We start from the raw sequence: 12,393 nt of genomic DNA on the forward strand, positions 1-12,393 counted from the left end.
AGCGAAAAAAATTTTTTCAGTATGTATCATTTGCTTCTGGAATTTTTTTTGCACTTTTGCGATATGCATATATTTGCATAACGCAAAAATAACAAAAGATTGGTATATGAGAAAAAATATTACAAAAATTTTAAGTGCACTCGGGTTTATTACGATTTCTGCTGCTTGTAGCTATTTGCCAAGAACTTGGATTGATGCATTATCGGGTGCATCCATTACATTATCCCAGAATGGTAATAGTTTATTCCACCAAACTGATGCAAAAAAACTGAATATTTCAGAGATTAGCATTCAGGGGGAGGTGAAAAAAACAGGAGTGGTTGATTTAAGAAAATTCTACAAGCGGGAAGTTTTTGTCAAAGAAGCTATTCTTGACGAAAGCAATGATCCTAAATTTATTGGTGCTTTTCGTTACATTGGGTATTCTCTTTTTGACCTTTTGAACTCTTATAATCTTGACAAAAAGAATGAAAAGTTTTTTAGACCTTCGATTGATGTGTATGTTGTTATTTCAAATGATAAAGGGGAGCACGTTTCGTTCAGTTGGTCAGAAATTTTTCATACTATTAACCCACATCAGATTATTATTGCCACTGAAGTGGCTCAAATAAAGCCACATAAAAAAGAAGTAAACTACCTCACGGGCAATTGTTGGAAGGTTGTAGCAGCAAATGATCTTTTTTCTTATAGAACAATAGAAAACCCAACTTCTATTACAATCAAATCTTTCGACAAAAAAGAATATCCAATCAACAGAGAAATTAAACCTATGTATAGCCCAGCTGTAAATGTTGTATTTGACAATGGTTTCGATTTTTCTATTCCAACAATTTCAGATACTTCAAGAATTATTAAATACACTTCAATATTTGTTGGTATGGGGATGGGCTATCACCCCAATCCCGAATTTAAGGGAATACCTTTGAAGTCGCTTATGAAAAAACCTAACAATTTATTTGATAGGGAATGGATAATGAATGGATTAGTTTGCTTTTCATCAATTGACGGATACAGAGCAATTTATAGCTATAGTGAGTTGTTTAATAGAAGCGACCAAGTAATTCCTATCCTTTCTATTCCAGAGAATGTTGAAGATGGTGGATATTATAGAATATACTTGCCAACTGACTTTTTTGCAGATAGGAGTGTTAAATCCTTGAAAGAAATCTATTTCTTTAAGGATTAATAATCAATATAGTATAGTTAACAAACCGGATACTCCTTTTATTATTCTTAGTGAATCGAGGGTTTTCTATTTTTATTGTTTTGAGATGCTTCGCATCGCTCAACTTGATAAATATCCTTAACTAAACGACACTTGAAATAATTTGTGATAAAGTAAACAGGTTAAATTTAAACTTTAAGAAAAAACGCTAGGGTTCAACAAGGGATGTAACCATTTTGGGTTAAATGGATTAGGCAAGCGGGTTGGCACGCAGGAGCTTCTTAACGTAGGATATATCTTAAGCCCCGCACCTCCAAACTGGTCACCCCCCCCAGCCGTTAAATCCCTCCCTTACTCCTTGACTTTTTCTTCATAGCTCTGCGTTAAAACACACTAAATAAAATCCCCCGGACTGTTTAGGTACCGGGGGATTTGGTTAGGTTTGGTTAGGTGAGTGTATTACTGCAATGGTTTTACTACTTCGATGAGCTCGGGTAAATCCATGCCAATTTTCTTGAGGTGCTCAATGGTGGGCACGCCATTCTTATTCCAGCCACGGCGCTCGTAAACGGCATCGAGCAGTTTCTCGTAGCGATCCTCGCGGTACTTGCGTAGGGCGGCCATCTTCTCCTCAAGGGTCATCTTGGTAGGATCAACTCCCACCTGCTCCTTAAGCTGCTTATCGTAGCGCTCCTCGCGGCTGAGGTACTCCTCCTTGGTAACAGGACCAGCAGCGCGGTAGGGTTGAGCGTCGTACTTGCGGGTACCATAGCCCCGGCGAATGTTGAAGATGCGCTGGAAGTTGTAAACGCGTTCGCTCTGGCGGATAAGCTCATGCTTATCGATATTGCTGCCGGTTACGGCGTTGTATATGGTAACGTAGTTGTCAACGTGCTCGGGAACCTTAGCTGGCTCATCGGTCTCGGCGTTGTTTTCGGGCTCAACATCGTTCCAGGGGAGCTTGCAAAGACCCTGAAGCCCAAACCATGTACGGAACATGGGGAAGTAGTGCAGCGCCTCGGCCTTATCCTCAAAGGTTGGTATGTGGTTGTTAACCATATCCATGAAAATGAGCCAAGCCTCGTCGTGTTGTGGGCCCTTGTTGGTCATGGCGTAGCCACCCTGCTGTGCCAACGATTCCTTTGAAACGTACTGGCTGTACTCCAGGCCTTTGTTAACCATGGCAATGTCGTTCAGGAATTTCTCATCGGCACCGTACTCCTTAACAAAGTGTTCCTTAAGCTTTTTAACGCCCATCCCGGCAAGTTTACCAAAGCCTTCGCCTCGGGCAACCTGGTGCAGCAGCTCAAGGGCAGCATCCTTGTTGCCAAACCTGAGTTCCAGACCACCGGTACGCTCCTTATTAAGAATACCGCGCTCATAGCACTCCATGATGAATGCCATGGTGGTGCCCCAGGTGATGGTGCAAATGCCGTAGGTATCGCAGTAGAAGTTGGCCTCAATAACGTATTCAGGATCAAAAATTCCGCAGTTGGAGCCTAATCCGGCAGCGGTTTCGTACTCGGGACCATCAACAATCACTTTCTGTCCCTTGTAGGGGCCGGTTTTAATCTCGAACTTATCCACACCCTTGGCGCAGCTCATGTTGCAACCAATCCAGCAACCATCGGGAACACCCTGGGTGAAGTAGCTCTTCCATACATCGGAATGAATCTTGTGAGCATCCTTATGCGAGCCGTACTGGAAGTTATGGGTTGGGAGCAGGTCGTAATCGTTCATGATTTCAACCAGGTGGGCTGTACCCTTGCTGCGCATCTGGCACTGTTTATCGTCGAGCTCGCGGATTTCGCGGTTGAACCTGCGGCCACGCTCGGCAATGGCCTCAAGATCGGCCACATTGTTGAGGTTACCCTTTACGCCGGGAATCTTGCAAACAATGGCTTTAATTTTCTTATCGCGGAAAACGGTACCAATACCACCACGACCAGCCTGTTTCAACCTAATACATTTACGTTTGGGATCGTAGAAGGTGAAGTTCAGCATACCAATCAGGCTATGGTCGGCAGCAGCACCAGTTGATACTATGCCGATGTTCTTTTTATCGGCCTCGTCCTTGGCAAACATCTCGCTTAGCACCTCGCCAAGAATATGGCTATCGAGAGGCTCGGCAGGAGCTTCAAAAATCTCAACCTTATGCTCAACGCCGTCGATGTAAATGATCACATCGTTTTTAGCCTTTCCCTGAATCTCAAGGGCATCAAAACCTGAGAACTTGAGGAAAGGACCAAAGAAACCACCTACGTTTGAGTCGATAACAATATCGGTTTGGGGCGAGATGGTACAAACTATCGATTTACCAGTACCAGAGTACTGGGTGATACCGCCAATGGGACCCGAAGAGATAACAATCTCGTTCTCGGGGTCGTTCCATTTGGTATTGGGTTTGGTTGCATCCCACAAAAGGCGCAGGTCGTAACCCTTACCGCCAATGAATTTCTCCTTCATGATTGGGGGTACGGGTTTTTCCTTAACCTCGTTGGTTCCAACGTTTATGTACAAGGTTTTATCGGTGTAACCACGGTAAAGTGGTTTCCACTGGTAGTTCCACTGGGTCAGCATCTTGTGCTGCTTTGCCATTTCCTTAACGTCCATAGTATTTATGCTTTTGGTTTAATTATCGAATTCATAATATTCGCAGCTATAAAAATACCCCTAAAAATAGCAATAAAAAATGACTTCTATCAATATGTAATCGATTGCATATGGACATATTATTGCAAAAGCCTTACTCTCACTATCAGTTTATAAAAATTTCATGCTATTTCCATTCAAATTATTATTACACTGATTTACTGCCACATAAAATATTTTTTCGAATTTTAACACAATTTAGTCGAATATTTTAGATAACGACTCCTTCCGTATTGTAATTTTGGAACGCTTTAATAATTCGTTCGAATATTCTAATTCAATAAATATGAACCAGTTAGATGATAGCCACAAAGGGATGCGCGAGAATATAATAAGCGCTGCCACCGAAGTTTTCAGCCGGTATGGCTTTAAGAAAACATCGATGGAGGATATTGCCCGGGCGCTACGAATGGGCAAAAGCTCCATTTACTACTACTTTAAGGGCAAGGAGGAGATTTTTCAGGCAGTGGTTGACCGGGAAGCCAATTTGCTTAGGGTTAAGGTTAAGGAGATACTTGAGAGTGGGCTGCCCGTTACCGAAAAGCTTCGCTCCTACGTTAAGATGCGCATGGATTTAATCAAGCAACTATCAAACTACATGGAAATCCTCAAGAACGACGACCTAATGAACCTGGAGCTAACCGAAAAGTTCAGGAAAAAGTACGACGACGAGGAAATAACCATTGTAAAACAGATGCTTGAGGAGGGTATAAATAGGAATGAGCTCAAGGTGAAGGATTTAAACCTATCGGCATTGGCCATAGTTACGGCCATGAAAGGCTTGGAGATTCCACTGGTTACCTCAACCATGGGTGTGGAGAGCCTTAATATGGTTATTGACGATATGCTCGATATTCTTTTCTACGGAATTGTAAAACGTTAACATACATCAGCTATGAAGATTTTAAGATTGGTTTCTTTTTTCGGAGCATGGCTAATTGGTATTGGCTATGTTTCGGGTCAGCAAGTTCTAACTCTGGAACAGTGCCGGCAAATGGCGCTGGAGCATAACCAGAAGGTTTTAATTGCCGATGAGCATGTTGAGGCGGCAGGGGCATTGAAGCGTTCTGCACAAACGCAATTCCTGCCAAGTATTAGCGCAAACGGGCTTTACACCCGAACCAACAAAAAGTTTAGCCTGCTCGATAAGGATTTGATGCTTCCGGTTATACCTTACACGGCCATTGACCCGGTAACCGGCGGACTTAATAGCGCAATCCTTAGCCCAACCCTCCCCGATGGAACCCCAAATCCAAACTTTAACCCATCGGTTTTTGGTAGCACCTTTGCCATTGACCCCAGTACCGGACAACCCTATACCGATAGCGATGGGAACCCCCTTTTTCAGCGATATACCTGGCTCCCAAAGGATAAGGCTGAGTTTGGCAATAAGAATGTTTACGTGGCAGGTGTTAACCTTACCCAGCCCATCTTTACAGGTGGAAAAATCAGGGAAACCTACCGTATTGCAAAGTATGGCGAAAAGTTAGCCCGGGCACAAAGCGAAGCTGAACGTACCGAGGTACTATACAAAACAGAGGAATCGTACTGGCGCGTTGCAGCAGTGGCCGAAAAGGTTAAGCTGGTTCAGGCTTACATTGCCCTGCTCGATAAGCTCAATACCGACCTGGAAAACTATTATGCCGAGGGCATAATCATAAAGAATGACCTGCTTAAGGTAAAGGTAAAGAAAAACGAGGCCGAGCTAAACCTGCTGAAAGCGCAGAACGGACTTACCCTATCCAAAATGGCTCTTTGCCAGCAGGTAGGATTACCCCTAAATACCGATATAGTTATAGCTGACTCATTACCAGCTCTAATGGAGCCCATAGCCCAAATGAACTACACCGACTCGGCTTTGGCCCGCCGCCCTGAGATTGAGGCGCTTAACCAAACCATCAATATTGCCAAGTCCGGTGTTAACCTGATGAAATCGCGCTACATGCCAAACATTGGTTTAACTGCCAACTACATGTTCTTTAACCCCAACCCCTACAACGGGCTCACCGAGAACTTTGGTGGCGACTGGAGCGTAGGCGTTGCTATAAATGTTCCCATTTTCCACTGGAACGACCGTGGCCATACCCTTAAGGCAGCCCGAAGCGAGCAGCGCGTAGCTGAGCTTAAGATGGACGAAGCTAAGGAGTTAATTAGCCTTCAGGTGCAGCAGGCCATTTTTCAGCTCAACGAGTCAATCAAGAAGGTTGAGATGGCTCAGGTAAACTTAAAACAGGCCGAGGAAAACCTAAAGGTTGCCCGCGATGCCTTTGAGAGTGGCCGCCAAAAAATTTCCGACGTGCTTGAGGCTCAAGCCATGTGGCAGAATGCTTTCAGCGACCTGATTGATGCCCGCATGGAATACAGGCTGAATGTGGTTAACCTGAAACGGGTTACGGGAAGTTTGAAATAGATAATAGTGTTCAGTGTACAGTGTACAGAAGGGTATTCAACTGAATAGTTGATTTTAAAAGTTGACCAGTGAAAACCTTGAACCTTGAACTTTGAACAAATTAAAACTACAAAATATTAAACCATGAAACGATTAATTTTACTATTTACAGCAGCTGCTGCGTTGGTTTTTGTATCGTGCAGTGGCAATAAGCAGGAGCAAGTCCAAAGCGAAGTGAATGTTCCTCTTGTATCCACCATCAGGGTTGAAGAGCGCACTTTCAATCCGGTTCTAACCTTTACAGGTACAGTATTTGCTAACAAGGAGGCAAACCTAGGCGCTACCCTGCCCGGAAAGGTTGAAAAAATCTATTTTGAGGAGGGCCAGATGGTTAAAAAGGGCGATCTCATTGTGGAACTTTCCGATGAGATGCTTACCCAGGCAATGATTGAGCACGAAACCATCAAGAAGGATTTTGAGCGTGTATCGCGCTTACGCGAGAAGGGAAGCATAAGCGAGATGGAGTACGACCATGTTAAGGCTAAGTACGATGCTTCAACCGCAAAGGTCGAAATGGTTAAAAAGAACACACAGGTTTACGCTCCCTTCAGTGGCATAATTGCCGAGCGAATGATGGAGGAAGGAGAAGTGTACTTCCTTAACCCTGGTCTGGAGCCCGGCTATTCCATGCGTTCGGGCATTGTTAGGCTGATGCAAATTGACCCTGCCACTGTAAAGTTCGATGTAAACGAAAAGGATTTAATCCATATCCGTAAAGGCTTACCGGTGGTGGTTAAGCTCGATGGTATGCCCGGAAAAACCTTTCAGGGAAAGGTTGATAGAATTAAGCCCATGCTCTCAACCACAACCCGTTCCACATCGGTTGAGGTTACCATTCCCAACTCAAACATGGAGGTTAAACCGGGGATGTTTGCCTTTGTTGATGTAATGCTACCCGAGGTGAAATCGGCAGTGGTGCCCCTGCGTAGCATTTACCGTATGCCTGGCACATCGGACGATTTTGTATTTACTGTGGTTAACGATACCGTTCACCGTGTTAAGGTTGAGCGCCTACAAACCATTGGTGAGTATGTTGCCGTTAGGGGTATCGATGCAGGTACCGAAATTATCCTCGAAGGCAAAAACCGCGTGAACGACGGTTTAAAGGTTAAGGTGAGCAACAGGTAAAATCCTAAAAAAACGGAAGAACATGAAACTACCACAAGTTGCCGTAAAAAGGCCTGTATTCACAGCCATGTTGTTTGTGGCAATCCTGCTCTTTGGCGTGGTATCGCTTACCAGGTTACCGCTCGACATTATGCCCGAAATGGAGTTACCCACTCTTACGGTAATTACCGTATATCCGGGCGCCAGCGCCGATGAGGTGGAAGAGCAGGTATCCAAAAAGCTGGAAAAAATCCTATCGGGAACGGAACACCTAAAGGAGATAACATCGCAAAGCAAGGAGAACGTATCGTTTGTTCAGCTTCAGTTTGAGTGGGGAACCGATATTACTTCGGCAGCCAATAATGCCCGCGACCTTATTGAGCTGGTAAAGAATAAACTCCCCCGCGATGCGCATAACCCAATTATTTTCAAGGTAAACAGCTCACTGATGCCTGTTCTGGTGTATGGCGTTACCGCCAACGAGAGCTATAACGGGCTTTACAAGATTGTTGACGATGAGGTGGCCAGCAAGCTTCGCAAGGTGCCGGGAGTGGGCTCAGTAATTGTAATAGGCGCACCCGAACGGGAGATTAAGGTTGATATCGACCCCGTTAAGCTACACGCCTACAACCTGTCGCTCAACCAGGTGGCAACCGTGCTAAAGGCACAGAATATTTCTATCCCAGGTGGAAATATAAAGGTGGGCGACGACGACTACTCAGTTCGCATTCCCGGCGAAATTGCCAGCGTTGATGAGCTTCGTGACTTGGCGCTCATCAGCTTCAACGGTAAGGTTATTCGCCTTAGCGATGTGGCCGAGGTGCGCGATGAGTATAAGGAGAAGGACGATGTGGGAAGAACCACAAACGGGAAAGGGGTCACCCTGATGGTGCAAAAGCAATCGGGCGAGAACACCCTTGAGGTGGTTAAGAAAATACGTAAAAAGGTTGCTGAAATTAAACCCGCCCTACCATCGGATGTTAGCATTACCGAGGTGATGAAGAGCGACGAGCTTATCACCGAATCCATCAACAACCTTTCCGAATCGCTCTGGTATGCTCTGTTCTTTGTGGTGCTTGTGGTTATGGCATTTCTGCGTAACTGGAAGCAGAGCTTTATCATTTTCATAACAATACCCTTCTCGCTGATTGTGGCATTCATTGTGATGTTTGCTTCAGGGTGGACAATCAACATCTTCAGCTTGATGTCGTTGGTAGTGGCATCGGGTATGGTAGTGGATAATGCCATTGTGGTGCTTGAGAATATCACCCAGCATATTGAGAAAGGGGCTAAGCCCAAGCAGGCAGCAATTTTCGGCAGTAGTGAGATGGGTATGGCAATTTCAGCATCAACCCTCACCACCATTGTAGTATTCCTGCCCATGATATTCATGGGTGGAATTGTGGGTATCATGTTCAAGCAGCTGGCCATACTAACTTCAGTAACCTTAATAGCTTCATTATTCACAGCGCTTACCCTAACCCCAATGGCATCGTCGCAAATGCTTGAGGGCATGAAGAAGAACGAAAAACGCCGCCACGGAAAGCTATTCGAGTGGAGTGAGCGTATGTTTCAGAAACTTGAAAATGGCTATAAAAAAGCATTGGCATGGGTTGTTCACCACAAAACATTTACTGTTATAGTAACGGTTGCCCTGCTGGCATTCAGCCTTTGGGTTGGTAAGGGCCTAGGAACCGACTACATTCCTGAGTTCGATGCTGGCGATGTGGTTGCTGTAATTGAAACCGAAGTGGGAACATCAACCACTAAAACCGATAGCGTGGCTCAATTGGTTATGCAAATCTTCCAGGATGAGATTCCTGAGATGGTTCCCGGCTCATTGGCATCGGTTTCCGGACAAACCGAGGAGGGGCTTTTGTCGTCGGTAGGGTTTAGTGAGGGTAAAAATATTGCTACCGTGATGTGTCACCTTTCAAAACCCAACGAGCGAAAGCATTCAGCAAAACAGATTGCCGACAGAATTCGCCCACGCATTGCAGCCATACCCGAAGTGGAGAACTTCCGCTTGCTTGGGGGTAGTATCCTCTCGGCTGCCGTAACAGGTAATAAAAAACCTATTGAGATTGAGGTTTCAGGCAACAGCTTTGGTACTATAAACAGCACGGCCGAGGCCATTACTGCCCGCATGCGCCAATCCAAATACTTTAGCGATGTTATCAACAATGTCGATAAGGGTAAGCTTGAGGTTCAAATCAGGGTTGATAAGCGCAAGGCTTCGGCCATGGGCCTGAACTCAGCCATGATTGGCCTACAGGTTCGTCAGAGTATATATGGTACTGAGGCTGGCGAGTTCAAGGAGGGAGGCGATGAGTACGATATAACCCTGCGCTACTCACCCGAGTACCGTAACGATATCAGCCAAATCCGCAACATACAGCTTAAAAACCTGCTGAACCAAACCATACCGCTATCGGCTGTAGCTGAGGTGGAAATGGGAACCAGCCCACTGCAGATTAACCGTAAAGGGCAACAACGTGTGGTTAAGGTTATGGCTGAGCTAAACGATGTGTCGCTGGGCGAAGCCCAAAAGGAGGCCAAGCGTATTATTGCCATCCTTGACATTCCCAGCGATGTTACCGTTGAGGTTGCCGGTCAAACCACTGAGCAAGGCGAGTCGTTTAGCGACCTATACCTAATCCTTGTGCTTGGTATCCTGCTGGTTTACATGGTTATGGCCGCTCAGTTTGAGAGCTTCCGCGACCCATTCATCATCATGTTTGCTGTGCCGGCAACCTTTATTGGGGTGGTTTGGGCTTTCAAGCTAACCGGCTTAACCCTAAGTATCACAACTTTTGTGGGTTTGATTATGCTCATGGGTATAGTGGTAAACAACGGTATAGTGCTTGTTGACTACACCAACCTGCTCCGTAAGCGCGGTTACAAGCTTTACGATGCCATTGCCGAAGCAGGCCGAAGCCGTTTACGTCCGGTGCTTATGACTACGCTTACAACGCTCTTGGGTATGGTGCCCATGGCTACCAGCAGCGGTATGGGACGCGAGGCATACTCACCCCTGGGTATCACCATGATTGGGGGACTACTGGTTTCAACACTTATCACCCTGTTGCTGGTTCCAACTATTTACGCCATTTTCCATGGTAAAGAGCGAAAAAAAGAAGCCGAGGGTAATAAATCCATTCTGTTTAACTAAAAAAGAAGCATAGCCATGAAGATGATATATTGCACCTGCAACGTTGCTGTTCTTGAGCCGCTGCTCAAGATGCTTGACGAGAACAACGTTCGCGACTTTCAGGTTGTGGAGCAGGTTACAGCCAAGAATAAGAAAGGCGACCACCGTTTCAACAACCCGGTATGGCCCGGTTACAACTCAACCGTATTCATCCAGATAACTGAGGACGAAAAAGCCAAAATGGTAATGCAGAAGATACGGGAGTTTAACCGTAACGCTTTTAACGATAACGAGTTGGTTACAGCCTGTATGTGGACTATTGAGGATTACTTTTTCGATTAACCCTCATGCAAATAATGAAAAAGGGGCGTTAATGCCCCTTTTTTTATTTTAAGAGTCAATACAAACAAGTTATTGTTTTTTTTGTTTCTATTGACTAATCTCCTCTAAAATTTATCCGCACCCCATTTTTATTAGCCTGGATGAATTTGTTAATTCAAGGCACTTCGGTTTAGATGTTCACTTTTCACTATTCCTCTAACTTCCTCTAACTCCATCATATTCATTCTATTCCGAATCATCCTGAATCATCCTGAATCATCCTGAATCATTCCGACTTTTATTCACACGTTTAACTTTTAACGGTTCACGGTTCACGGTTCATCTTCCTCTAACTTCCTCTAACTTCTTCTAACTCCCACATATTCTGCTTACTCCGACTCATTACGACTTTTATTCACGCTTTTCACTTTTCACTTTTCACTATTCCTCTAACTTCCTCTAACTCCATCATATTCTGTCTATTCCGAATCATTCCCACTCCTACTCATCAACCCCACCTACGGTTACTGAAAGGATTGTTGTGTGGTCGTACTCCTGACCGGGCAGCAGCAGTGTTGAGGGGAACCTCCCCTCGTTGGGCGAATTGGGGAAGTGTTGGGGTTCCATGCATACCGCCCAGTTACCTTTTTCGGGTAGTTTTATCATGGGGTTGGCAACATTTGGTCTATTCATGGGGGTGTAAAGCTGAATACCGGGCTGTGTGGTGTAAATGGTTAACCCAATATGGGTTTTGGGGTTGTACAGCGCCACCGACGGATTATCAATTGTGGGGTTGTTCAGCACATAGCAATGGTCGTAGCAAGTTCCCACCAGGTCAATATCGGCCCCAACGGCCTTAAACCTTCTGAAATCGAAGGGTGAGCCATTAACCTCGCGGATTTCGCCGGTAGGAATAAGCTCGCTGTTAACCGGCAGGTAATGGTCTGCATCTATGCGCAGCATGTGGTCAAGCACATCGGTTTCAAAACCGCTCAGGTTAAAATATCCGTGAGTGGTAAGGTTTAGGTGGGTAGGCCTATCGGTAACAGCGCGGTAGCTAATGCTCACCTGATTATCATCGGTAATCTGGTATATCACCCAAACCTCAACGTTTCCCGGAAATCCCTGGTCGCCATGTGGGCTTTTTAGGTAAAACTCCAGCATGCAAACCCCGTTATGCTCCTCAAACATTACGGTTTCCCAAACCCTATGGCTAAAGCCTATCTTGCCGCCGTGTAGAATGTTCTTACCCTCGTTAGCGCTTAGCTCAAACTCTTCGGCACCAATGGTAAATTTAGCGTTAGCAATACGATTGGCATACCGGCCAACTATCACACCGGGGTAGTAATCGGCCTTAAGGTAATCCGATGGGCGTAAAAGCCCGTACGCCAGGTTGAGCGTTTCGTTCTCGTCGTTCAGCAGGCGCATGGCCACCATGGCTGCGCCCAGGTTCGATACCGATACCTCCAATCCCCCCTCGGTGGTTATGGAGTAAATCATTACATCCTCACCATCTATACTACCCCAGTGGCTGGCAAAAAAGTTCAT

At 45.4% G+C, this 12,393-nt stretch carries 8 protein-coding genes; 6 read left to right on the forward strand and 2 right to left on the reverse strand.

Annotated elements, in window-relative coordinates; all coding sequences use genetic code 11:
* The first annotated feature begins 106 nt into the window (after positions 1-106).
* Positions 107-1,186, forward strand: coding sequence for a hypothetical protein (locus WHS63_RS05280; RefSeq protein WP_445198869.1), 1,080 nt, complete (start codon positions 107-109; stop codon positions 1,184-1,186).
* Between the two features lie 438 nt (positions 1,187-1,624).
* Here WHS63_RS05280 and WHS63_RS05285 read toward each other — a convergent pair whose 3' ends face one another.
* Positions 1,625-3,778: an aldehyde ferredoxin oxidoreductase family protein gene (locus WHS63_RS05285; protein WP_445204205.1), complete on the reverse strand. Its 2,154-nt coding sequence runs from the start codon at positions 3,776-3,778 to the stop codon at positions 1,625-1,627.
* Between the two features lie 325 nt (positions 3,779-4,103).
* Here WHS63_RS05285 and WHS63_RS05290 point away from each other — a divergent pair, with 325 nt between their 5' ends.
* From WHS63_RS05290 to WHS63_RS05310, 5 genes are all read left to right on the forward strand, one after another.
* A complete protein-coding gene (locus WHS63_RS05290; protein WP_445204206.1) occupies positions 4,104-4,700 on the forward strand; it encodes a TetR/AcrR family transcriptional regulator in 597 nt (198 codons plus the stop codon).
* Positions 4,701-4,712: 12 nt separating this feature from the next.
* Entirely contained in the window at positions 4,713-6,227 is a 1,515-nt protein-coding gene (locus WHS63_RS05295) for a TolC family protein (RefSeq protein WP_445204207.1), read from the forward strand.
* A 123-nt stretch (positions 6,228-6,350) separates the two neighbouring features.
* Positions 6,351-7,394 carry an efflux RND transporter periplasmic adaptor subunit gene (locus WHS63_RS05300; protein ID WP_445204208.1) on the forward strand — a complete coding sequence of 348 codons (1,044 nt, stop codon included), beginning with the start codon at positions 6,351-6,353 and terminating at the stop codon, positions 7,392-7,394.
* A 22-nt stretch (positions 7,395-7,416) separates the two neighbouring features.
* Positions 7,417-10,545, forward strand: a complete 3,129-nt coding sequence (locus WHS63_RS05305) for an efflux RND transporter permease subunit (protein ID WP_445204209.1) — start codon at positions 7,417-7,419, stop codon at positions 10,543-10,545.
* Positions 10,546-10,560: 15 nt separating this feature from the next.
* Positions 10,561-10,866 (forward strand): PG0541 family transporter-associated protein, encoded by a 306-nt coding sequence (locus tag WHS63_RS05310; protein ID WP_445204210.1) that lies wholly within the window; start codon positions 10,561-10,563, stop codon positions 10,864-10,866.
* 480 nt (positions 10,867-11,346) lie between these two features.
* On the opposite strand, the gene WHS63_RS05315 is transcribed toward WHS63_RS05310, so the two are convergent.
* The gene (locus WHS63_RS05315) at positions 11,347-12,393 is read right to left on the reverse strand and encodes an aldose epimerase family protein (RefSeq protein ID WP_445204211.1); all 1,047 of its coding nucleotides are present in this window, start codon (positions 12,391-12,393) and stop codon (positions 11,347-11,349) included.

It is taken from the genome of Tenuifilum sp. (genome assembly GCF_037481895.1).
GTDB classification, from domain to species: Bacteria; Bacteroidota; Bacteroidia; order Bacteroidales; family Tenuifilaceae; genus Tenuifilum; species Tenuifilum osseticum.

Excerpts from the sequence above, each read along its gene's own strand:
- WHS63_RS05280 (WP_445198869.1), top strand. The coding sequence starts at position 107 with ATGAGAAAAAATATTACAAAAATTTTAAGTGCACTCGGGTTTATTACG.
- WHS63_RS05285 (WP_445204205.1), bottom strand. The coding sequence starts at position 3,778 with ATGGACGTTAAGGAAATGGCAAAGCAGCACAAGATGCTGACCCAGTGG.
- WHS63_RS05290 (WP_445204206.1), top strand. The coding sequence starts at position 4,104 with ATGAACCAGTTAGATGATAGCCACAAAGGGATGCGCGAGAATATAATA.
- WHS63_RS05295 (WP_445204207.1), top strand. The coding sequence starts at position 4,713 with ATGAAGATTTTAAGATTGGTTTCTTTTTTCGGAGCATGGCTAATTGGT.
- WHS63_RS05300 (WP_445204208.1), top strand. The coding sequence starts at position 6,351 with ATGAAACGATTAATTTTACTATTTACAGCAGCTGCTGCGTTGGTTTTT.
- WHS63_RS05305 (WP_445204209.1), top strand. The coding sequence starts at position 7,417 with ATGAAACTACCACAAGTTGCCGTAAAAAGGCCTGTATTCACAGCCATG.
- WHS63_RS05310 (WP_445204210.1), top strand. The coding sequence starts at position 10,561 with ATGAAGATGATATATTGCACCTGCAACGTTGCTGTTCTTGAGCCGCTG.
- WHS63_RS05315 (WP_445204211.1), bottom strand. The coding sequence starts at position 12,393 with ATGAACTTTTTTGCCAGCCACTGGGGTAGTATAGATGGTGAGGATGTA.